Annotated in this window: 23 protein-coding genes and 1 tRNA gene; 9 read left to right on the top strand and 15 right to left on the bottom strand. The window is 61.7% G+C overall.

Annotated features, from left to right (window positions below; translation table 11 throughout):
• Window positions 1–2: 2 nt before the first annotated feature.
• Complete coding sequence (locus Q0R02_RS03215; RefSeq protein WP_293880790.1) at window positions 3–437, bottom strand: DUF3576 domain-containing protein; 435 nt, start codon at window positions 435–437, stop codon at window positions 3–5.
• A gap of 197 nt (window positions 438–634) precedes the next feature.
• Here Q0R02_RS03215 and Q0R02_RS03210 point away from each other — a divergent pair, with 197 nt between their 5' ends.
• A complete protein-coding gene (locus tag Q0R02_RS03210; RefSeq protein ID WP_293880788.1) occupies window positions 635–1,360 on the top strand; it encodes a hypothetical protein in 726 nt (241 codons plus the stop codon).
• On the opposite strand, the gene Q0R02_RS03205 is transcribed toward Q0R02_RS03210, so the two are convergent.
• Complete coding sequence (locus tag Q0R02_RS03205) at window positions 1,357–1,857, bottom strand: thiamine phosphate synthase (RefSeq protein WP_293880786.1); 501 nt, start codon at window positions 1,855–1,857, stop codon at window positions 1,357–1,359. The two genes, Q0R02_RS03210 and Q0R02_RS03205, sit on opposite strands and share 4 nt — an antisense overlap.
• A gap of 59 nt (window positions 1,858–1,916) precedes the next feature.
• Between Q0R02_RS03205 and Q0R02_RS03200 the strand changes: the two genes are divergently transcribed.
• Entirely contained in the window at window positions 1,917–2,582 is a 666-nt protein-coding gene (locus Q0R02_RS03200; RefSeq protein WP_293880784.1) for a YggS family pyridoxal phosphate-dependent enzyme, read from the top strand.
• Window positions 2,579–3,241 carry an HAD family phosphatase gene (locus Q0R02_RS03195; protein WP_293880782.1) on the top strand — a complete coding sequence of 221 codons (663 nt, stop codon included), beginning with the start codon at window positions 2,579–2,581 and terminating at the stop codon, window positions 3,239–3,241. Before Q0R02_RS03200 ends, Q0R02_RS03195 begins: the two co-directional genes overlap by 4 nt.
• On the opposite strand, the gene ribA is transcribed toward Q0R02_RS03195, so the two are convergent.
• The 4 genes from ribA to Q0R02_RS03175 all read right to left on the bottom strand — a co-directional run bounded on the left by ribA (window position 3,238) and on the right by Q0R02_RS03175 (window position 8,321).
• Complete coding sequence (ribA, locus tag Q0R02_RS03190; RefSeq protein WP_293880876.1) at window positions 3,238–4,299, bottom strand: GTP cyclohydrolase II; 1,062 nt, start codon at window positions 4,297–4,299, stop codon at window positions 3,238–3,240. The genes Q0R02_RS03195 and ribA overlap by 4 nt on opposite strands.
• Window positions 4,296–5,090 (bottom strand): exodeoxyribonuclease III, encoded by a 795-nt coding sequence (locus tag Q0R02_RS03185; RefSeq protein WP_293880874.1) that lies wholly within the window; start codon window positions 5,088–5,090, stop codon window positions 4,296–4,298. The genes ribA and Q0R02_RS03185 overlap by 4 nt, the downstream gene beginning before the upstream one ends.
• A gap of 242 nt (window positions 5,091–5,332) precedes the next feature.
• Window positions 5,333–5,950 carry an outer membrane lipoprotein carrier protein LolA gene (locus Q0R02_RS03180; RefSeq protein ID WP_293880780.1) on the bottom strand — a complete coding sequence of 206 codons (618 nt, stop codon included), beginning with the start codon at window positions 5,948–5,950 and terminating at the stop codon, window positions 5,333–5,335.
• Window positions 5,951–6,020: 70 nt separating this feature from the next.
• Entirely contained in the window at window positions 6,021–8,321 is a 2,301-nt protein-coding gene (locus tag Q0R02_RS03175) for a DNA translocase FtsK (protein WP_293880778.1), read from the bottom strand.
• 124 nt (window positions 8,322–8,445) lie between these two features.
• On the opposite strand from Q0R02_RS03175, the gene Q0R02_RS03170 reads away from it, so the two are divergent.
• Complete coding sequence (locus Q0R02_RS03170) at window positions 8,446–9,651, top strand: FAD-dependent monooxygenase (protein WP_293880776.1); 1,206 nt, start codon at window positions 8,446–8,448, stop codon at window positions 9,649–9,651.
• On the opposite strand, the gene Q0R02_RS03165 is transcribed toward Q0R02_RS03170, so the two are convergent.
• Window positions 9,652–10,296 carry an LON peptidase substrate-binding domain-containing protein gene (locus Q0R02_RS03165; RefSeq protein ID WP_293880774.1) on the bottom strand — a complete coding sequence of 215 codons (645 nt, stop codon included), beginning with the start codon at window positions 10,294–10,296 and terminating at the stop codon, window positions 9,652–9,654. It lies immediately after the preceding gene.
• Window positions 10,293–11,204: a tetratricopeptide repeat protein gene (locus Q0R02_RS03160; protein WP_293880772.1), complete on the bottom strand. Its 912-nt coding sequence runs from the start codon at window positions 11,202–11,204 to the stop codon at window positions 10,293–10,295. Before Q0R02_RS03160 ends, Q0R02_RS03165 begins: the two co-directional genes overlap by 4 nt.
• 192 nt (window positions 11,205–11,396) lie before the next feature.
• On the opposite strand from Q0R02_RS03160, the gene Q0R02_RS03155 reads away from it, so the two are divergent.
• A tRNA-Gly gene (locus Q0R02_RS03155) sits at window positions 11,397–11,471 on the top strand.
• 125 nt (window positions 11,472–11,596) lie between these two features.
• Here the strand turns inward: Q0R02_RS03155 and Q0R02_RS03150 are convergent.
• From Q0R02_RS03150 to hemC, 5 genes are all read right to left on the bottom strand, one after another.
• Window positions 11,597–12,454 carry a cation diffusion facilitator family transporter gene (locus tag Q0R02_RS03150; protein ID WP_367271420.1) on the bottom strand — a complete coding sequence of 286 codons (858 nt, stop codon included), beginning with the start codon at window positions 12,452–12,454 and terminating at the stop codon, window positions 11,597–11,599.
• 120 nt (window positions 12,455–12,574) lie between these two features.
• On the bottom strand, window positions 12,575–13,285 hold the full coding sequence (locus tag Q0R02_RS03145) for a 6-phosphogluconolactonase (protein ID WP_293880768.1): 711 nt from the start codon (window positions 13,283–13,285) through the stop codon (window positions 12,575–12,577).
• A 129-nt stretch (window positions 13,286–13,414) separates the two neighbouring features.
• Entirely contained in the window at window positions 13,415–14,335 is a 921-nt protein-coding gene (locus Q0R02_RS03140) for a hypothetical protein (protein ID WP_293880766.1), read from the bottom strand.
• 21 nt (window positions 14,336–14,356) lie between these two features.
• Window positions 14,357–15,019 carry a uroporphyrinogen-III synthase gene (locus tag Q0R02_RS03135; RefSeq protein WP_293880764.1) on the bottom strand — a complete coding sequence of 221 codons (663 nt, stop codon included), beginning with the start codon at window positions 15,017–15,019 and terminating at the stop codon, window positions 14,357–14,359.
• A complete protein-coding gene (gene hemC, locus Q0R02_RS03130; RefSeq protein ID WP_293880762.1) occupies window positions 15,019–15,933 on the bottom strand; it encodes a hydroxymethylbilane synthase in 915 nt (304 codons plus the stop codon). The genes Q0R02_RS03135 and hemC overlap by 1 nt, the downstream gene beginning before the upstream one ends.
• 40 nt (window positions 15,934–15,973) lie before the next feature.
• On the opposite strand from hemC, the gene tsaD reads away from it, so the two are divergent.
• A complete protein-coding gene (tsaD, locus tag Q0R02_RS03125; RefSeq protein WP_293880760.1) occupies window positions 15,974–17,005 on the top strand; it encodes a tRNA (adenosine(37)-N6)-threonylcarbamoyltransferase complex transferase subunit TsaD in 1,032 nt (343 codons plus the stop codon).
• Window positions 17,002–17,979 (top strand): NAD(P)H-dependent glycerol-3-phosphate dehydrogenase, encoded by a 978-nt coding sequence (locus Q0R02_RS03120; RefSeq protein WP_293880758.1) that lies wholly within the window; start codon window positions 17,002–17,004, stop codon window positions 17,977–17,979. Before tsaD ends, Q0R02_RS03120 begins: the two co-directional genes overlap by 4 nt.
• A 67-nt stretch (window positions 17,980–18,046) precedes the next feature.
• Here Q0R02_RS03120 and Q0R02_RS03115 read toward each other — a convergent pair whose 3' ends face one another.
• Window positions 18,047–18,217: a DUF1674 domain-containing protein gene (locus Q0R02_RS03115; RefSeq protein WP_367271419.1), complete on the bottom strand. Its 171-nt coding sequence runs from the start codon at window positions 18,215–18,217 to the stop codon at window positions 18,047–18,049.
• 29 nt (window positions 18,218–18,246) lie between these two features.
• On the opposite strand from Q0R02_RS03115, the gene Q0R02_RS03110 reads away from it, so the two are divergent.
• On the top strand, window positions 18,247–19,506 hold the full coding sequence (locus Q0R02_RS03110; protein ID WP_293880756.1) for a transcription antitermination factor NusB: 1,260 nt from the start codon (window positions 18,247–18,249) through the stop codon (window positions 19,504–19,506).
• 309 nt (window positions 19,507–19,815) lie between these two features.
• Here the strand turns inward: Q0R02_RS03110 and Q0R02_RS03105 are convergent, their stop codons facing one another.
• Entirely contained in the window at window positions 19,816–20,349 is a 534-nt protein-coding gene (locus Q0R02_RS03105) for a hypothetical protein (RefSeq protein ID WP_293880754.1), read from the bottom strand.
• Window positions 20,350–20,444: 95 nt separating this feature from the next.
• Between Q0R02_RS03105 and Q0R02_RS03100 the strand changes: the two genes are divergently transcribed.
• On the top strand, window positions 20,445–21,719 hold the full coding sequence (locus tag Q0R02_RS03100) for an MFS transporter (protein WP_293880752.1): 1,275 nt from the start codon (window positions 20,445–20,447) through the stop codon (window positions 21,717–21,719).
• The last annotated feature ends 85 nt before the right edge of the window (window positions 21,720–21,804 follow it).

The following is a 21,804-nucleotide window of genomic DNA, read 5'->3' as shown; positions in this document are numbered from 1 at the left end:
GATCAGCCGGAAACGGCGTTGCGTCTCAGGTCGCGCGCCTTGGTTAGGATAATGTCTTCAAGCTTCTGGACGGTGGCAGCCTGTACCGGAGCATCAACCCACTGCCCCGCTGTCAGTATCTGGCGAGAAGCGGCAACGCGCACTGCATCAGCACGCAGGTCACGGTCGAGAATAGTCACGGTTAACTTCATGCGATCACCGGGCGCGCTGGGGTTCACATACCAATCGGTTACGATGACGCCACCGTTGGAATCGGTCTGTAGGAGCGGCATGAACGAAACCGTGTCGAGCGCGGCGCGCCACAAGTATGAATTGATACCGATCGTCGTTACCTGCGATGGCGCCAGCTCGGCCCTGGGACGCGACTTGTGCCCCCCACATGCCGCAGTGAGCGAAACGATGGCAATGACGAACGCGATGGACGAGCGGCGGGCCATGAAAATCCTTGGTATAAAGTTGTTCAGACGGATAGTGGTGCGTTATACCGGCTTCACGCCTCCCGCAAGCGACGGGCGTTCCCCTGCTTCGCAATCTGTGCGTTTAAAGTCACAGTATGGATAAATACGGCCGGACCCGTTGGTAGAAGGGGTCAAGCCCTCTATGTAGCGACATGGAACAAAGGGATTGCTGAGTCGTGCGTAGGCGGGGTTGGACGTTGGGGTTTTCAGGAGGCGCGCTCGTCGCTCTGGCCCTCGCATTGTCGCCAGCTCTTGGCGCATCCAACGATTTGCGCGCGGTAAAGCCCAAGGTCCTTTTGACTACGCGCAATGGCCTGGGTTCTTTCACGCCCGCCAGCAGCGACGCTCGGCTGGCTGCCGTGCTTGCACGTGGTGGTCTCTCGGGCAGCGGTTTCCGCTTCACACCGGCCAGCACTAGCGCCAGCATCCGCCTCAATCGATCGGTAACCGTTGCCGTCCGGGCTGGAACCAATTTGGGTGTGCCGGGCGGCGAGCGTTTTGCCCTCGTCGGCGCCCCTTCGTCCAGCATAGCGCCAGTTGCCTATAACCTGGGTGTCGCCGTCGGTTGGAAACGGTTTGCCGTGTCCAGCGACGTGGCAAAGGTGGATCTTGGTCTGATGGGTGGCCGCGAAAGTGCGGACATTGGTGTCAGCTACAATGCGCAAAGTTGGACCACGCGACTTGCTGTTGGTAACGAACACCCTATTACCGGGACGCCACGGGCGCTTAGCAGCGGCATGGCAGCCTATTCCCTCGATCTTGGCGGCTCGTTTCGCCTCAGTCGCAATCTCGACTTGACGGCGGGCGTTCGATATCGCGCGCCCGAACGCGACCGTCTTGAGCTAACCGACGACCGTCGTGACAGCCAAGCGGTGTATATCGGAACTGCCTTTAAGTTTTAACACGGGTTGAAAGCGTCGATTGCCGCCCAGCCGAATAGTCGCAAGGCAGACAGGGTTCTGGCCTGTGTTGCACTCATCCCGCCGAGCGCAATTGTGCGCGAGCGGACGGGACCTGACACAATCGCCAATCGAACTCGCCCCAGGGGAGACTGGCTCGGATGCGAACGTGTGGCAAAAACAGGCGAGACGAAAATCAAGTCCGCTCCCGCATGAAGTGCGGCGACGCACTCGCGACCATTATGGACCGGGGCGGTGCGAATTCCTTGTGAGATCAGGCGCGACCGATTGTGCGCGCCAGCAGCCCCCCATTGTCGAGCTTGTTGCGGTGTACCTGACAGGAGCAAAACATGATTACTGCGTCTTGCCAGCTTCAGAACCTGATCGAACAAGGTCCGGCGCGCTAGTGGTTCCAGGCTATGATGACGAAAGACAATGCCTGACCGACGCGGCAATAACGCTATCGCAGCCGTCATATCGTTGATGCGTTCGTCGGTCATCAACCAGATTCGTGGGAGCGGGTGGCGGTGTCGCATGGCCCCCTCTATAGCGCAGCGCCATGACTGAAGAAGCTGCTTCCAACCTTATCGACGTTGGCAATCGCATCGCACGCTCCGCGACGTTCGGGAACCGAAATAGCGAGGATGTGACCCTTATCGCCGTTTCCAAAACGCGGACCATCAAGGAAATACAGCCGCTCATCACGGCAGGCCAACGCCATTTTGGTGAAAATCGGGTGCAGGAGGCGCAGGAAAAGTGGCCAGCGCTAATTGAATTCAACAAGGACATCAAACTTCACCTCGTTGGCCAGTTGCAATCGAACAAGGCTGAGGACGCCGTTGAAATTGCGCACTTCATCCATTCGGTAGACCGCCACTCGTTGGTCACGGCACTTGCGCGGGCGATGGACAAGTCTGGCAAGAGGCCCAAGTGCTTTGTGCAGGTTAACCTGGCTGAGGAAGCGCACAAAGGAGGGTGCACCGTGGCCGATCTTCCGGGCTTGCTGACCGAAGCGCGCGAAGCGGATCTCCCTGTCATTGGCCTGATGTGCGTTCCGCCCGTCGATTTGGAACCTGCGCCCTGGTTTGCCTTGTTGGGAAAGCTTGCACGCGACCATGACTTTCCCGGGTTGAGCATGGGCATGTCGGGTGATTTCGAAAGCGCCGTGAAGATCGGCGCGACTCACGTTCGCGTCGGCACGGCATTGTTCGGCGCTCGGACATGAAATTTGATGCCATCATCTTTGATTTCGACGGCGTCCTGCTGGAAAGCGAATATGCGGGAAACAAGCAGATCGCCGAATATCTTACGGGCGCAGGGCACCCAACGACGCCGGCAGAATCGATGGCGCACTTCATGGGACTCGCAGGGCAAGATTTTATCGCTGCGATCGAACGCTGGACCGGTCGCCCCATGTCTACGGAATTCCAGAACGCGCGCGCTGCGGAAGATGCGCGGGTGATGCGTGAGGGGATTGAGGAGGTTGCCGGAGCAGTCGCTTTTGTCCGCTCGCTTCCAACCGGCTTCCCCAAAGCCATCGCCTCCTCCAGTTCGAGCGCGTGGATCGTCCGTCATCTAGAACATCTCGGCATCAGCGACATTTTCGGGGATATGATTTTTTCGGGCCGCGAGCATGTGACGCATGGCAAGCCCGCGCCGGATATCTACCTTCACGCAGCAGCGGCGCTCGGCGTCGAGGTTATTCGCTCGGTCATACTCGAAGACTCACCAGTGGGCGCCACGGCCGCAGTGGCGTCGCGAGCGCATGTCATCGGATTTTGCGGGGGAAGTCATTGTTCGGCCGACCATGCAGACCGGCTCCGCGCGATCGGGGTGGACGCCATCGCCAGTGATTTCCACGACGTCAGACGCTTGATATTCTAGAGTTGGTGACCCGTGCGGTCGCGCTTGGTCGCCAAGTATTTCTCATTGTGCGGGTTTGGCGGCACGCTGTGGCTCACGCGCTCGACTACGGTAATACCCGATGCTGCCAGCCCTGCTACCTTCGCTGGGTTGTTGGTCAATAGGCGAATGCAGGACTGGCCAAGCAGTGAAAGCATCCGGCCAGCGACGCCGAAATCGCGAGCGTCTATCGCAAAACCCAGTCGCAGGTTTGCGTCCACGGTATCAAAACCCTGGTCTTGTAGCTCATAGGCGCGCAGCTTGTTGATCAGCCCGATGCCGCGTCCTTCCTGCCGCAGATACAACAGGATTCCCCAGCCACTTGCTGCGATTTCGGCAAGTGCGGCATGAAGTTGCGGACCGCAATCGCATTTTAACGAACTCAGCACATCTCCGGTCAGGCACTCGCTATGCAACCTCACCAGCGGCGTTGTGCCGTCGGGTTTGCCAAGGATGAGCGCGACATGCTCGGACGTTGTCTCTGGACTGCGAAATGCGACGATCTCGGCCGACTCACACGCCTCTACCGGCAACCGTGCTCGCGCTACGATCTCCAGACGGTCAGAAGAGTCATAGGCAGCGATATCGGCCAAGGTGACGGTCGTATCCGTATCGCCCTGCGTCGCAATGAAGAACGCCGGCAGAATACCCGCAAGGCGCGCCAGCTCGAGGGCCGCCGCAGCCGCTTTGGGGTCATTCGTTTCGACAGCGCGAAACGGTCCTTGTAGTGGGTGTGCCAGATCGGTGGCGGGATCGGCAAGCGCGCGCGCCGCGGGCAGATCCAGCCAAGCAACCCGTGCCACGGTAACCGGACGATCGGGGTCGGCAGCATCACGCTGGTTCGTCAACTTTAGCGTGGCAGCGCGCGAGCCGGCGAGCAGGATGTCTGCGTGCGTTTCCGGGTCGAAAGCGGCAAGTCGCTGATCATCCGCCGTCTCGATCGCCAACACGCGCGTTTGGTTGATCGCGACGACCCAGCCACGGCGAAGCGCGTCAATTGCCCGGGCTGCCGCACGAGGGTCTGCAGGGGCGGCGGTCAGAATGCAAACTCAGTGACCAGCGGGACGTGATCGGACGGTTTTTCCCAGCTACGACAAGGCTCGTGGACGCTGTGCGCAACGGCTTTTTCAGCCAGATCGGGCGTGGCCCACATATGGTCGAGGCGGCGTCCACGATCCGAGGCTGCCCAGTCCTTCGCACGATAACTCCACCAGGTGTGCAGGCGCGCGGGAGCAGGCACGAATTGGCGCCCGAGATCAACCCAGCCGCCGGCCTTCTGGAGGCGGCCCAGCGTCTCAACTTCGATCGGCGTATGACTGACCGTGTCAAGCAGCTGTTTGTGCCCCCAGACATCGCTTTCGAGCGGTGCGACATTGAAATCCCCTACCAGCAGCGTCGGGCCCACCAGCGTCTCGGACCAACGCGTCATTCTTTCGAAAAAATCGAGTTTCTGGCCGAATTTGGGGTTGAGTTCGCGATCGGGGATGTCGCCGCCCGCTGGAACGTAAACATTCTCAAGCCGCACCCCGTTCGGCAGCCTGGCGCCAACATGCCGCGCCTCGCCGTTGGCCTGCCAATCGAGGCGGTCATCTTCGACCAAAGGAATCCGCGATAGGATGGCGACCCCATGATGCATTTGCTGGCCGTTGAGCATCTGGTGCACGAAACCAACTTCGCGAAAAACCTGAGTTGGAAAGGCCGCATTCATCGCCTTAGTCTCCTGCAGGCACAGGATGTCTGGCGACTCTTGCCGGAGGAATTGCTCGACGATCCCGATCCTGAAACGGACCGAATTGATGTTCCAGGACGCGATCTTGAGCGTTTTATTCATAAGGGCGATGTAGCGACGGAGGAGGCCCCGCGCCATAGCCGAAACTCTGCTCAGGAGATGATGCCGGAACAATGAAAGACCCCCGCTCCGGGGGCGTGGAGCGAGGGTCGACCGGCGTTCGTCACGCAGGCGAGCCACAAAGGCGAAGTGACGGTCAACAGGGGAAATCCCGGCAATTCGACGCTTGATGGCTGCCCGGTCGTTCTACTGGCCAATACCTGTCGCGAATATGAACGCCCCCGCTACTGACGGGGCCCTATCGGGCGCGGATCGCGCCACGCGAACGCTCCGTCGCTCACCGGTATGTTAAAGCGTTGATTGCTAAGGCGCACAGAGGTTCGATTATTTTGTGAATCGAGTGTAACCCAACCCTGCAAACGCATCCCGCCAGGCGCTCCGGGCTCGCGCGCAAACGCCAAGGTTATGGCACCGTATTCAGGATGTCGGGGGTCACGCGCCTCAGCCAGCACGATACGATTGTCACCGGTATCGAGTATACGCGCAAACCGGGTAAGATCCTTGGACGGGTCGAGCAGCACTCCAAGTGGAGAATTTCCAATCGGCCAGCGTGATACCTGCTTTACCGAATAGTCGATAAAAGTCAGCGACTTTCCATCTCCTACAATCAGGATCGGTACTCCCGCCTGATATTGGAATCGGATTTTGCCTGGTCGTTTAAGCGTAAGCTGGCCGGTCAGGACTTTTCCGCTGCGATCCGTTTGCGCAAAGTCCGCCGTCATGGTTTGAACGGCTTTCAGGTGCGCTGAAACGGCAGTCAGATCGGGGTTTACCGCGGGCAGCGTGACTTGTGCGCCCGCAGCGGAAGCAAAAAGCGCAAAGGGCACGAACAGGCGATACATCACGCTCAATCTCCATAAATTCGTTGGCAAGTTTGCAGCGGGTCGCTTTAACCCGTTCTGAACCAAGCCGCTAAAGTGGCCTGCCGTCGGTATCCATTAGGACTTCGCGACGTCCAACATGGTCGGGGCGACTCACCAACCCGTCGGTTTCCATACGTTCGATTAGACGGGCAGCACTGTTGTAGCCAACGCGTAGTTGCCGCTGCAGCCAACTCGTCGATGCCTTTTGCGATTCGGCGACGAGTTGCCGCGCCTTCCGATACGCTTGATCCTCGGGGCTGTCTTCGCCGGAGGGCGCACCGTCCAGTGTGTATCCGCCATCCTCAGGCTCCTCGGTGACTGCCTGAATATAATCCGGCCGTCCCTGCGCGCGCCAGTGATCGGCAACCGCCTTCACTTCCTCGTCGCTGACGAAGGGGCCGTGGACGCGGACGATCTGCTTGCCGCCCGGCATGTAGAGCATGTCGCCCTTGCCAAGCAGCTGTTCGGCACCCTGTTCTCCCAGAATCGTGCGCGAATCTATTTTCGACGTAACTTGGAAACTGATGCGCGTGGGAAGATTTGCCTTGATAACGCCGGTGATGACATCGACCGATGGTCGCTGGGTCGCCATGATCAGGTGGATGCCGGCCGCGCGCGCCTTTTGCGCGAGGCGCTGAATGAGGAATTCAACTTCTTTGCCCGCCGTCATCATCAGGTCGGCTAACTCGTCGACGATCACAACGATCTGCGGCAGCACTTCGAAATCGAGTGCTTCCTCTTCATACAGTGGCTGACCGGTCTCAGCGTCATAGCCCGTCTGCACGCGGCGCCCCAGACGGGTGCCTTTGGCCTTGGCAGCACGCACCTTGTCATTGAAGCTGGCAAGTCCACGAACGCCGACCGACGCCATCATACGGTAGCGTTCCTCCATCTGCTCGACCGCCCATTTCAAGGCGCGGATTGCCTTCGCGGGTTCGGTTACAACTGGTGAAAGGAGGTGCGGAATATCTTCGTAGCTCGATAACTCAAGCATTTTGGGATCGATCATGATCATCCGGCACTGGTCAGGCGTCAGGCGATACAGCAGCGACACGATCATCGCGTTCAGTCCAACCGACTTGCCCGAACCGGTCGTGCCCGCGACCAGCAGATGCGGCATTGGCGCAAGATCTGCGATCACCGGATCTCCGGCGATGTTCTTGCCCAGGATGATCGGCAGCTGTGCCGATTGGTCCTCGAACGCCTGACTTGCAACCAGTTCGTGCAGCACAACCGACTCACGCCGGGCGTTCGGCAGTTCGATACCAATCACGCTACGGCCCGGTATGGTTGCGACGCGCGCCGATAGGGCCGACATGTTTCGCGCAATGTCGTCGGCCAACTGGATCACCCGACTGGCTTTTATCCCGGCGGCCGGTTCAAGTTCGTACATGGTGACAACCGGACCGGGACGAACCTCGACGATCGATCCCTTGACGTGAAAGTCTTCTAGAACGCTTTCCAGCAGACGCGCATTACGCTCGAGTCCGGCCTTGTCGATGACAGGCCCGCCGGATGGTGGCGGTGGGGTCAGCAGATCGAGCGTCGGGAGGGTGTACTTGTCCCTCAGCGCCAGGCTCGACTGACGTTCTTTCTCGCCCTTGGCCCGTGATGCGGCGGGCGCACGGTCGGCAATAACGGGGCGAGGACGGTCCTCCAAAGGAGCGGTAATCCGGGGTGTCGATTCAGTGATGCGGTTCGGTACCGGGGGAACTGCGGGTTTTGGCTCGAGGCGCGCACGTTCGCGTCGCCTGAATAGGAATGCCCGCTCCGCTTGGTCGAGATCGAGGCTTTTTGCCCAAACGACGATCCCGACAACTGCGAATATGGCCATCACTGTCCAGGAAATTACTTCGGCTATCCCGGGATTGCCCACAAGCGCGCTGGCCCACTGTATCGCACTACTCCCCGTCAGGCCTATCACGCCGCCAAGCCCTGCAGGAAGTCCGGTCATTGCGCCATCGCGAAACAGCGAAAGTGCAATTGCAATTATGGCGATGCCAAGACTCGATCCCGCCATGCGCCGACGCCAGCCACTAACGGGCACGTCGCGCCACAGGCGGATTGCCGTCACGACAATAACCGGCAGCAACAGGATTATTGCGGGACCAAGCAGTCCAAGCAGGAAATCCGACACCCATGCACCAGGCGCACCAACCAGGTTCCGCGCTGGTCCGCCCGCAGCCGTATTCATGGACGGATCGCTCGGCCGGTAAGTGATAAGCGACGCCGCCAGCAACAGCGCAAAAATAATCAGGGCGATCGCCCCGCCCAGCGCACTGCTTCGCACGGCACCGCGTTTTACCGACTCGCGTAAAGTGGGACGAATGGCGACCGCCCGGCTGCTCATGATGACACCCTTCTGCTCGACGATGAATCTGTGCGCGTTTCGTTCGCATTTACCATGCGCTTTCGGGTGACTCCACGTCAAGAGTCCGCTGGCGCGATGCCTGCCGGGGTGCGATAAGCAGCCGATGCAGCGCGTAGATGTCCTAATCCTTGGTGGTGGCCTTGTCGGGCTGACGGCCGCCCTCGCTCTCAACGCCCACGGGCTGACTTCGGTGGTTGTCGATCCCACCGATCCGGCGGGAACTGCAAACGCGGCCTTTGATGGCCGCGCCAGTGCCATTGCGTCGGCCAGCTGGCGGATGCTGCAGGCGGTCGGCGTCGCGTCGCGGCTGGAAGGCCAGGGATGCAAAATTCGCCGCATCGAGGTGCGTGATGGGCTGACCAGAAACCCACTCGATTTCACGCCGACCGATGGCGAGGCGCTGGGCACAATGGTGGAAAATCGCCTCGTCCGGCGGGCGCTTTATGAAACTGTGCTTGGCGCCAAACATGTGAGTCTGAAGGCACCGGGTCGCGCCGTGTCAGTGACGCGAGGTCCTGACGGTGTTCATGCGACGCTCGACGACGGCAGCACCGTTGCCGCCGACCTGCTGATTGCCGCCGACGGTCGCAACTCGTCGACGCGCACGGCTGCGGGCATCCGCACCGCAACGTGGAAATACGATCATGTCGCGATCATCTCGGCATTCGAACACAGCCTCCCCCACGATAATGTGGCGCATGAGATATTCTACCCGGCCGGTCCGTTTGCTCTGCTCCCCATGCTGCCTGGTCACCGCTCGGCGCTTGTGTGGACAGTCGCTGCAAAGGACGCGCCGGGGTTATTGGCACTCAGCGACCACGCCTTTGCCGTCGAAGCGCAAAAGCGCACTGGTGGCTTGCTGGGTGAATTGTCCGCCGCTGCCCCACGCTCGTCCTACCCTTTAAGTTTCCACCATGCTGCTGTGATTACCGCCGAACGCCTCGCGCTCGTTGGTGATGCTGCACATGGTATCCACCCGATTGCCGGGCAAGGATTGAACCTCGGCTTTCGGGACGTTGCCGCGCTGGTCGAAGTGCTGGTCGAGGGAAGTCGCCTCGGCCTCGACCTTGGTGATGCACAGCTACTGGCCCGCTATCAAACCTGGCGCAGTCTCGACACGCTGATGGTCGCAACCGCGACCGATACGCTGACGCGTCTTTTTGGCATTCCTGGTCGATCGGCACGCGCTGTCCGGCGGCTGGGCATTGGCGCGGTGCAGAGGATCGTTCCCTTGAAGTCGATGCTCATGGCAGAAGCGCGTGGCGAGACCGGCGCGCTGCCAAAGCTGCTGCAGGGTGCAACCGTCTGACTATTGGAGCGTAACCCGCTCCTCGCCGCCGTGTCGCCCAAAGAACTGCATGAGTTGCACGATCAGGTCGGCACGGTCGGCCAGCGAAGTTGCCTCAAGTAATGCCTGTTTTGCCGCCGCGTCGAACGGTGCGATCTGAGCAATGCCGTTGACCAGCGACTCATCGTCGAGCCTCGCCACGGCTTCCCAGTCGACCGCATAGCCCTGGCTATCGGCAAAACGTCGCGATTCATGTTCCAGGCTGGCGCGGCGTGCGAGGGCGAGATTGGTATCGTCCCGATCGTCGATCTCGATCGCAGCCTCGATCTGGCGAAATGGCGTCGTGACGTCGAGTTCGCGCGTCATCCGGAACCGCGCCAGCCCTTCAAGCACGATATTGTAACGACCATCGTCGAGTGCCTCGACGTGCGCGATTTTGCCGAGGCAGCCGATGTCGAACAGCTTGGGGGTATCATTATCATCCTCGGCGCGCACGATGCGCGGCTGGATCAGGCCGATTTTACGATCGCGCGCCATCGCATCGCTGATCAGCGCCCGGTAACGCGGTTCGAAAACATGAAGCGGTAATTGCATGCGGGGGAAGAGCAGGGCTCCACCCAGCGGAAAAATCGAAATGCGCTGCAAGACCCCGGGTTCGTCGGTCATGTGAATAACACTGCCGACAGCCGACGTCGCTGACCCGAAACCCACGGATCCATCACACCGACGACATCAAACAGTTTCAATAACTGAGCCTTTGCCGCGCCCTCGTTCCAGTCACGATCTGCGGCTATCATCGTCAGCAAGTGATTGGCTGCGCCATCGCGATCGCCCGCTGCCATCAGGCCGCCCGCCAGCGCGAACCGCTTGTCGTGATCGTCCGGGTTGGCCGCGACCTCATCCTCCAGCCCGGATAAATCGCTCACCGGCCTTGCCTCCCGCGCCAGAGCCAGCGCCGAGTGCGCGCGGGCGATCGCCGGATCCTTTTCAAGCTCGACGGCTACCGCGCCCAGCAGTTTGGCGGCTTCGTCAACCCGCCCACTCGCCGTCAGCGCTCTTGCCAGTCCAGAGATAGCCGCAGGGTTGTCGGGGGCCATATCCACTATTTGCGCAAAGATCGCCGCTGCACGCTCAACATCGCCTGCTGCAAGAACCTCTTCGCCCATAGCGATCAACGGCTCGATCTCGGCTTCCAGCGCCTGTTCTTCACCTTCGATCGGCAATTTCTTCAAGATCGTATCGAGCAGCTTGACCAGTGCCCCCTCTGTCCGCGCGGGCGTCAGGTCGGCGACAAGCTGTCCCTGGAACACCGCGTAGACGGTCGGGATACTCTGGACGCGGAACTGAGCCGCGACTGCCTTGTTAGCATCCACATCGATCTTTACGAGCATGACGCCCTTCGTCGCGTAATCCGCCGCCACCTTTTCGAGCACTGGCGACAATGCCTTGCACGGACCGCACCATTCGGCCCAGAAATCCAGGATGACGAGCTTGGTCATCGACGGCTCGATCACATCCCTGCGAAATGTTTCGATCTGTTCCCGGTCAGCCGCACTCAATCCCAGCGTCGCCACATGATTCTCCGTTATCGTCCTTGCCCTTATGTGGGGTTTGCGCCGCCTCTGCCAAGGGGAAAGGGCCAAACACCCCGTTGGGAGAGCCTTTGCAAAGGGGTCAAAACGCACGGGGTTGCGCCTCGTCAAACCCTCTGCTAGCAGCGCCGCCCTACCCGACGGAGACTTCAGACAGTCTTCATCGACGCTCGAGCGGGCGTAGCTCAGGGGTAGAGCACGACCTTGCCAAGGTCGGGGTCGAGGGTTCGAATCCCTTCGCCCGCTCCACGCGCAGTGCGAGATGATTTAGCAACGCTATATCACCTCTGCACCAGCGCCGCCGGGCGCGCTCTCGCGAGGACCTAGAACAGGGGCTTTGCCTGTGGTTCACTGCCCGAGGGTCGTCAGTCTCTTCAGTGGGAATGGTCCGCACCTAAAGCGCAGGCAGCTTCATCAATCTCTACCTGTATCGTCGCATGCTGGATTCCGAACCGCGTCTTTAGCATCGCGCATACGTCGCGAAGGAATGCATCTCCTGGCTGGCCTTCCGGTGTCACCAGATGCGCAGTTAGTGCACTTTCGGTCGTGCTCATTGGCCAAATGTGCATGTGGTGAACTTGGGCCACGCCAGGCAGGTTGCCCAGCGCCGCCTCCACTGCTCCAGGTTCGATCGACGGCGGGACCGCATCCATCGCCATCGTTACCGAATCGCGTAACAGTCCCCAGGTGCCAAAGACAATGACCGCCACGATCGCCAGGCTGGTCACCGGGTCCAGCCACGCCCAACCGGTGCGCGCGATGATAAAACCTGACACGACCACCCCTGCCGACACCGCGGCATCGGACGCCATGTGGAGATAGGCACCACGAATGTTGATGTCGCCTGCCGGCCCCCGCGCGAACAACAAAGCGGTCGCGCCGTTGATCGCTATGCCGAGTGCCGCGACTACCATTACCGTAGTGCTGCTGACCGATTGGGGTTCGCCGAAACGCCGCACCGCCTCAACCGCGATAGCGCCGACCGCAACCAGCAGAAACACTGCGTTAAAAAGCGCCGCCAGCACCGACGACTTGCGCCAGCCGTAGGTAAAACGCTTCGATGCAGCGCGCTTTCCGGCCGCCGCCGCGCCCCAGGCCATCAAAAGGCCGAATACGTCGGACAAATTGTGTCCGGCGTCGGCCAGCAGTGCCATCGAATTGGCGGCAAACCCATAAATCGCTTCGAGCACAACAAAACCGACGTTCAGGGAAATTCCGATAAGGAAGGCCAAATCAAAATTCGCAGTCGCATGGCTGTGGCTATGACCGCCGCTATGGTCCGCATGATCATGGCCCTTATGATTACCCGAATGACCGTGATTTTCGTGGGGCAACCCGTGCGCGCTCAAGGTTCAGGCCGCCCAGTGAATGTCGATTGGCAGTTCGCAGTCCGCCAGCACTCGCCCGATTGGAACCAGCGACAGTGCGCCGTCCTCGATCGCCTTTTCCAGCAGGGCCCGTTTGTCGTCTCCGGTGACAGTCATCAACACCGTCCGCGCAGACAGGATCGCCGCCTTGCTCAAGGTTACGCGCGGATACGGCGCATCGGCAGGCAGGGGATCGGGCATGACGCCAAGCGCACGGCGTTCTTTTGGGCCGTTTAGCGCCTCGTCGAGGTCGGGACCAGCAAAAATCGAGGCGACATGGCCATCGCTGCCCATGCCCAGCCAGACGAGGTCGATCGGCCACGGCAGGTCGGCCAGCCGGGCGTCGGCGGCCTTTCCGCTCATTTTGTAATCGGCAGCAGTTGCGCCTCCGGTCAGAGGGATCACGCGGCCGCCTTTGGGCAAGAACATCTTGGCCAGCATCGCCACGTTTGAATGAGGGCTGGTAACGTCGACGATGCGATCGTCGGTCGGCACGATGGTGACATGCTTCCAGCTGCGTTTTTGCTGACTGATCAACTCCAGCGCCGCCAGCGGCGTCTTGCCGCCCGGCAAAGCGATCAACGCAGACCCGCGCGCGTCGAGTGCCGAATCGATGATGAAGCCGACATCCCCGGCAACGGCTTCGGCAAGATCTTCGGCAGAATCATAGTCCCACCATTCGGCTTCGATCGTCACTTCGTACGTCCTTTTGTCTGCAAATAAATCATGTTAACCCGCTGCACCGCCAGATGCTCCGCACCGGAACTGGCTCCTGCGGAAAAAAAATGGCCGGTGAAACAAGTTTGGTCCGTAGACGGAGCGCTATTATGGGGTCGGAAGCGCGGCTGTGGCCGGAGGCGCAACCCCGACATCGGTGACGGGTACGACTACCGGCGGCGGCATGATCGCGGCGGCCTCGATGATGTCTAGTGCACGGTGCGCCTCGACCCAACGCCGCGCCGCGGTCATCCAGTCGCCAGCCATCGCCTGCCCCGGCAAGCGTGCCACTTCAGCCAGCGCGCCGTCGACCTGCCCACCGTCGAGCATCAGGCGCGCCCGGGCAATGCGTTCGTCCGGGGCGGGAGCGGGGGTGCCTTCACGGCGCACGATGACCAGCGTCGACAGTGCGCGGCGAGTTGCCGCCCACCAGCTTTCGCTCCGTGTTCCGCTGGACAAATTAGGCGCGATCCGGTCGAGCCCTTGTTTCAGATTGGCGATCGTCACCGGCTGCTGCCCTGCCGCAATCACTGCAGACACCGCGCGCGGCTGGGTCTCGCCGAATCGATCGCGCAACTGTCCCTCGACATAGCCGAGGCCGGTCCCACGATCGATTGCCCGGCGCGCGGCAAAGGCGATCAGCAGGCCCTCCGCCCGGCTCGCGTTCCCCGCTGCGGCCGCTGCGCGCAGGTCGATCCGGGCAATGCGCTCCTCCAGTTGCGATACGCGCATGTCAACCGTTGCCGACTGTGCCTGAACGACATTCGCTGGACCGACTGGGACCGGGACAATGCTCGCCGGGGGCACCGGGACAACGGACTGGCGCGCTACTGACGAAACCAACGCAACCGGCGCCGCCCCGATCAGCTTTCGCGCTGGGGCCCAGCGGGTGAATATCCACACCATGACCACCGATCCAGCCAGAAAGGCCAGCAATGCGATGACAAGCGCACTGCGCATCGGCGGCGCACGCCGGGGCGGGACGCTGTCCTGCCAGGATGAAGCCGTTTCGTTATAGTCGCTCGCCATCGTGCTACCCGGTTCCGTCGCCTAGTCGTCTTGCGTTTTGCACAGACTGGCAGCGAGTGCCAGCATCGCGCCGTCCGTGGGTTCAACGGCGACCGTTACCGACTGCCAGCCTGGCCCCGCCGCGTCTGCCACGGCCTGGCTGATTGCCACGATCGTCACCGAAGATTTGCGGGGCAGGATTGCCGCAAGGCGCCGCGCCGCCCGCGCGGAATGAAGCATCGCGACCGCTGGCTCACCGATGTCCGGCGGGGGCAATGTCTCGCTTTCATAGACTGTGACAACGTGAAGGTGAAAGGGCGGCACTGCAAACGTCGTCCGATCGCGCCCGGCCAGATAAAGGACGTTTTTGTGGCCTGCATTCGCCATCAGGCCAGTCACTGTCGCGACATCGGTTGCTCCAGCAACAACATCGGCAAAGCCGGCCATCGCCGCGGCATCGGCAGTCGCATCCCCAACGGCAAATACGCGCAAGCGCCGGTATTCGGCCAAGCCAGCGCCACCCAGCCGCGCGGCGTTGGCACTCGTCAACAGCAGGCAATCGAACAGCGATGCAACGGGGGCCGACCAGCGAACGGGGCGCACTTCGAACAGCGGGCGAACCATTGCTCCCAATCCGATTGTTCCAGCCCTGGCCGCCGTCGCCGATGCTCCAGGCTCCGGACGGAGGATCAGCAGCGGGCGCATCACTTCCCGAACAAGGCCCGTAATTCGGACGGTGCATCGTCGAGCAACCTGCGTGCCAGCAATGCCGCTGAGTCGGGACCGTTGATCGCGATCTCGTCGCGCACGTAAAGCCTGCCATCTTCGGTCAGTAGCTCGGCTGTCAGAATCAATATTCCGTCACGCACCTCTGCGAAAGCTCCGACCGGCGAATGGCAATCGGCCGACAATTCCGCCAGCAGGTCGCGCTCGGCGCAAACTGCCGCCCGCGTCGACTTGCAGTCAATGGCTTCAAACAGCGCGCGCATCGCGGCATCTTCGGTCCGGCATTCGACCCCGATCGCTCCTTGCGACGCGGCAGGGAGCATTTGATCGACCGTTATCGCGACCCCAACGTCCGGTTGGCCCAGTCGGTCAAGCCCCGCCGCCGCCAGCAGGGTCGCATCGACTTCTCCCGCCGCCAGCTTTGCCAGCCGGGTGGCCACATTACCCCTGATCGGCGAGACGACCAGGTCGGGCCGCAGCCTGAGCAATTGCGCACCCCGGCGCGGGGAGCTCGTGCCCACCCGCGCGCCGTGCTTCAACGACGCAATCGATGGCGCGCCGATCAGCCGGTCGCGCACATCAGCGCGTTTCAGCATCGCCGCGATCGTTATCCCCGCGGGCCGCAGCGTCTCGACATCCTTCAATGAGTGGACCGCAAAATCGATCTCGCCTGAAAACAGTGCGCTATCCAGTGCCTTGGTCCACAAAGCCTTGCCGCCGATTTCCGCCAGGGGGCGATCCTGAATCCGGTCGCCCGCAGTCATCACCGGCACGATCTCGACCCGCTCCGGCGGCCAATTGTGCGCGGCGCAAAAGGCGTCGCGCGTCAGCCGCGCCTGCACGAGCGCAAGGGGTGAACCCCTGGTACCGAGACGGATGGTGGCGGCGGTCATTCGCGCGTGCTAGCGGCTTGGCGATGAAGGCGAAAGTGCGATGACACTGATACTCGGCATCGAATCGAGTTGCGACGAAACGGCTGCCGCCGTGGTCGACGGTAACCGGGTGGTTTTAAGCCACTGCCTTGCCGGGCAGGAGGCAGCACACGCGCCGTATGGCGGCGTCGTTCCCGAAATCGCCGCGCGTGCTCATGTCGAGGTACTGGTCCCATTGGTCGAGGCTGCGCTTGCCGATGCCAAGGTCGCGCTGTCGGATCTCGACGCCATCGCGGCAACTGCCGGACCCGGGCTGATCGGTGGCGTCATGGTGGGCCTGGTCACGGCCAAGGCGCTTGCCCATGCCAGCGGTAAACCCCTGCTGGCAATCAACCATCTTGAGGGTCATGCGCTGTCTCCGCGCCTCGCCGATGCGACCGTGCAATTTCCTTATCTGTTGCTGCTTGTTTCGGGCGGCCATTGCCAGTTGCTGTTCGTGCGCGGTGTCGGCAACTACCACCGCTTGGCCACCACGATCGACGATGCGGCGGGAGAAGCCTTTGACAAGACGGCCAAGCTGTTGGGGCTCGGCTTCGGTGGCAGTGCCGTCGAACGTGCCGCCGCAGCGGGTGATGCCAGCGCGGTAAAGCTACCGCGCCCGCTCTTCGGATCGCTCGAGCCACATTTTTCGTTCGCCGGGTTGAAAAGCGCCGTACTGCGCGCGCGCGATACGGGAAAATATCGGCCTGAAGACATTGCCGCATCCTTTCAATCCGCGGTTGTCGATTGCCTGGTCGACCGAACTGCCCGCGCCTTGGCCACAGCACAGGGCGCGACTGCATTGGTCGTCGCTGGCGGGGTTGCCGCGAACACCGCGATCCGCAACGCTCTCGGCGCACTGGCAGCCTCGCGGGGACTTCCCTTCGTGGCGCCGCCTTTATGGCTCTGCACCGATAATGCCGCGATGATCGCCTGGGCCGGGATCGAGCGCTTTAACGCTGGCTATCGCGACGCTCTCGACACGCCGGCTTATCCGCGGTGGCCGCTCGACCCCTTCGCGGAAAAAGCGCGTGGTGCGGGAGTGAAGGCATGAGAATAGCAGTGATTGGTGGCGGCGCATGGGGCACGGCACTGGCTCAGGTCGCGGCAGCGGGTGGCGATCCGGTCATGATGTGGGCGCGGGAGCACGACGTCGTGGCGTCGATCAACCGCGAACATGAAAACCGGCAGTTTCTCCCTGGTATCGCGCTGTCTCCTGCAATCACCGCTACTGAATCGCTTGCTGACCTGTCAGCCAGCGACGCATTTCTGGTTGTGGCACCAGCACAGCATCTTCGCGCGGTGCTGTCTGAAACCCCCGCGGACACCCGCCCGCTGGTGTTGTGCGCGAAGGGGATCGAGGCCGGAACCGCCGCGCTTATGTCTGAAATCGCACACGCTGTTCATCCGCACGCGCCGGTTGCGGTCCTTTCCGGCCCGACCTTCGCCGCAGAAGTCGCGCGCGGCCTGCCCACCGCCGTCACTTTGGCCTGTGTTGACGAAAACATCGGGCGTGCGCTCGCAGAGCGCCTCGCCAGCCCGAATTTCCGACCTTATGCTTCGGAGGATGTTGTGGGCGCAGAGATCGGTGGCGCGGTCAAAAATGTGCTAGCCATCGCCTGTGGGGTCGTGGCCGGGGCTGGGCTGGGCGAAAACGCCCGCGCCGCCCTGATCGCGCGTGGATTTGCTGAAATGGTGCGTTATGGAATCGCCCGGGGTGGGAGGGCCGAAACCCTCAGCGGCCTGTCGGGCCTTGGCGATCTGGTGCTGACCTGCTCGTCAGTTGCGTCACGCAACTTTTCGCTGGGCGTGGGGCTAGGCAAGGGGGAATCGGCCGAATCGCTGTTGGCCGACCGTGCCAGCGTCGCGGAGGGCGCATTTACGGCCCCGGTCCTCGCCCAGTCGGCGAACGATTGCGGCATTGCCATGCCTGTCGTCGACGCGGTTTGCGCGCTACTGACCGGTGAGTCAAAGGTCGACGCAGTCGTGGCCGCTCTGATGTCGCGTCCGCTAAAAGGTGAGGGCTGAGCAACCGTGTTACTAGGCGAGGAAACCATGCCCTCACTGTTTCGCAGATCTTCTTGAAGGATTGCGCCTAAAAGTCCCAGCAGATTCCCTTGTTCTCCCAATCGTTGTACCGCGTTGGTTCCAGGCCCTTTGGCCCCCCGGACTCATCCTGAGCGACAATCGGCTTGGGTTCGGGCACAGGCGTATTTGCCGGCAGGTCGGCGGGCGGCTTGATGTGAGCCGGACGGTTACCATTCATCGCGATCAGCTTTCAGTACAGGATAGTCAGTGAACAAGTCGGAGCCTAAACGTACCAATTCAAGTCCGGAGGGGGAAATTGCCGGAGCCCGATCTCGGGTTGCTGCGCTCCGCTTAATCGACGCCGTCCTGCGGCAGGGCCAGCGCCTCGACACCTCGGTTATCCACGCGACGCGTAATCTGACGCTCCCTGAAGATCGCGCGCTGGCCATCGCCATTGCGACCGAAGTCCTGCGCCATCTTCCCGATCTTGACGCATTGATCGATTCCGCCACCGAAAAGCAACTCCCCCAGGACGTGAAGGCGCGCAGTGTTCTCCGCCTTGCGCTCACCCAGGCGCTCATTCTCGGCACCCCACCCCATGCCGCCATCGCGACCGCGCTGCCGCTTGTTCTCGGCGGTCCGCGCCGTTTGGTGCATGGCGTTTTCGGCACGCTGATCAGGCGCGGCGCGATGCTCCCCGAAATCCCGACCCTTCCCGCCGAGGTAGTGACGCGCTGGACCAAGGCGTGGGGCCCCGAAGCCGTTGCAGACGCCGCCCGCGCCATCGCCGCGCCGCCCCCGCTCGACCTGGCCCTCCGCGACCCAAATGAAACCCGGCTCGAAGGCGAAGAGCTTGCCTCCGGCCACCGCCGACTGCCGCGCGGCCTCAGCGTGATCGCACTTCCCGGCTATGCCGAGGGCCGCTTCTGGGTTCAGAATATCGCGGCCCAGATCCCCGTCCCGCTATTGGGCAAGGGCAACGGCCGCACCGTCCTCGACCTGTGCGCAGCACCGGGCGGCAAGACCATGCAGCTTGCCGCGGCGGGTTGGAACGTCATTGCTGTCGAACAGCATTCGGGTCGCATCCAGCGCCTTCGGGAAAACCTTAGCCGGACAGCCTTGGCCGCGGACATCGTCGAAGCCGATGTCATGGCATGGGAGCCCCCCGCTCCGGTCGATGCCATCATGCTCGACGCGCCATGCACCGCTACCGGCATTTTTGCGCGCCATCCCGATGTCTTGCACCGCATCGGCGCAAAAGACATTGCGTCACTGTCGGCGTTACAGGGTCGCATGCTTGCCCGCGCTGTCCGATGGCTGAAACCCGACGGATGTCTGGTTTACGCAACCTGCTCAATGGAACCTGAGGAAGGCGAGGAAGTTATCGCGGCAAGTGGCCTGACGGTGGATCCGGTCAGTGCGCACGAACTGCCGCTGGGCCTAGTCCCTGCGCCGGAGGGCTGGGTTCGCATCCTGCCGAAGCCGGGCCTGGACGGATTCTTCATGGCGAGACTGAAGCAGAAATGAAAAAGGTTGCCGGACCCGCAGGCCCGGCAACCCCTAACATGGTCAGCGGCCGGAGATATATCTCAAGCCCGGGAGACCATGGGCGGCCATAGGATTACCCCTGGCTGCGCATCCCCCGAACGAAACTACCCGACCCCTGTGCTGAACCATGAGACATCGGATCACCTCCTTTCGCTAGTTGAAAAAGCCGTATCCTGCGTTGGACACAGATGGAACATGATTCATCATGAGTCGCCGATCAAGTCTTGTGCAAAAAAATAAATACCGTCATGATTCAAGTTCTGGACTTTTATCCGTGCACCGACGGTCTTAGCCCCGACAATCTTCGATCACGCGCGCGACTTCGGGCCAGCTGGGCACGACAACATCGGGCGCTCCCGCCAGTCCAACCAGGAATCGGCCCCGGCTGAATGCGACGGCATCGAGCTGGGGATCGGCAGGGGACAGTTCGGCGGCAACATACGGCAGCGTTCCTGCGGTAGGCTTTGAATCATAGACGCGCGCACCCGATGTTGCGCGCAAGGTCATCTGGGCAGCGACACTTCCGCGCCGGGAAACAAATATCCGCCGTGTCGTCATGTCGCATCGGAGGCTGAGAGCTGCAGTGCCTCCCGGCAGGCCATACAGGGCGAGACCACCACGGGCGTCCTTGGTGTAGGTCCAGATCCCCGGCGTCAGCCTGCCATTTTCCCAGTTGGCGACGGGCGCGACGGGCGGCGGCAGCGGTCTGTACACCAGGGCAGGCAAGGGCGGCGCAACCGGTTTCCCGACGCATCCGGTGATGGCAAGCGGCACAAAGACAAGAGCTTTACGAAACGAGATCATCATACGGTCGTAACGCACGACCCTGCGCCCGCCAAGTCATCACGCTTGTGCGGTCAGGCTCCTTCATCGCATAACCGCCACCGGTGGCCCCCATCGGCACAGCGAGGGCAGCAATGTCGATCAATTCGAAACGTCTGAAATCCATTGTCGGAGGGTCGGCGGGCAATCTTGTCGAATGGTATGACTGGTACACTTACTCGGTGTTGACCATCTACTTTGCACCCTCTTTCTTCCCTGAGAGTGAACCGACCGCGCAATTGCTGAACGCCGCCGCGATCTTTGCGGTTGGTTTCCTGATGCGTCCGATCGGGGCCTGGATTATGGGGATTTATGCAGACCGGCATGGCCGCAAGGCAGGGCTGGCGCTGTCGGTTGCGCTGATGTGCGGCGGATCGCTCCTCATTGCGCTGTCGCCGACCTATGCCTCCGCCGGTGTCGCGGCGCCCGCCCTGCTGGTGTTGGCGCGGATGATGCAGGGGCTTTCGGTCGGGGGCGAATACGGGGCGAGCGCGACGTACCTGTCGGAAATGGCGAGCCGCGACCGGCGCGGGTTCTGGTCAAGTTTTCAATATGTTACACTAATCGGCGGGCAACTCGGCGCGCTGGCGGTGCTGCTCGTCCTGCAGGCACTGTTGACCGAGGCGCAATTGGAGGCATGGGGGTGGCGTATCCCCTTCGTGATCGGTGCGGGGCTGGCATTGGGCGTCTACATTCTGCGCCGTCGCCTGTCGGAAACCGCCGCATTCGAGGCGCAGACCCGCGACCGGCCCGAATCCTCATTGCGCAATCTCTGGCGCAATCACCGCCGTGAGTTCCTGATTGTCGTAGGCCTGACTGCGGGCGGTTCGGCAGCATTTTACGCCTATACGACCTATTTGCAGAAGTTTCTGGTCAACACGACCGGCTTTTCCAAACAGATTTCGACCGGCATCATGACCGCCGCACTGGTCGTGTTCATGCTGATGCAGCCATTATGGGGACTGGTCGCGGATCGTTTCGGACGCAAGCCGCAATTGCTGCTGTTCGGAATTGGGGCTATGGCCGTGTCGGTGCCCGTGTTCCGCGCGCTCGAAATCGTGTCTTCGCCGCTCGTCGCGTTCGGATTGCTGCTTGTCCCGCTAACGCTGCTCGCCGCCTATACGTCGATCAGCGCGCTCGTTAAGGCCGAACTGTTTCCGCCGCACATTCGCACGCTCGGCGTTGCCCTGCCCTATGCGATTGCCAACGCAGCGTTCGGCGGGTCGGCCGAATATGCGGCGCTCTGGTTCAAGAAAATCAACCTCGAGAGCGGTTTTTACTGGTACATCACCGCGCTGGTCGGCGTGGCAACCCTGGCGATCGTCCTGCTGCCCGAAACCAAACGGGCCACCCTGATCACCGAAGATTGACGACGATCAGTTGGTAATCGCCTTCAAAGCGCGGTCCAGCATCGGCTTGTCACCGTCGACGACTCCGATGACGGCGACGCGCTCG

Origin of the sequence: Sphingomonas sp., assembly GCF_025353885.1 — a bacterium.
Taxonomy (GTDB): domain Bacteria; phylum Pseudomonadota; class Alphaproteobacteria; order Sphingomonadales; family Sphingomonadaceae; genus Sphingomonas_O.
Note: the sequence above shows the minus strand (reverse complement) of the source record. Positions and strands in the feature narration are given on the sequence as shown.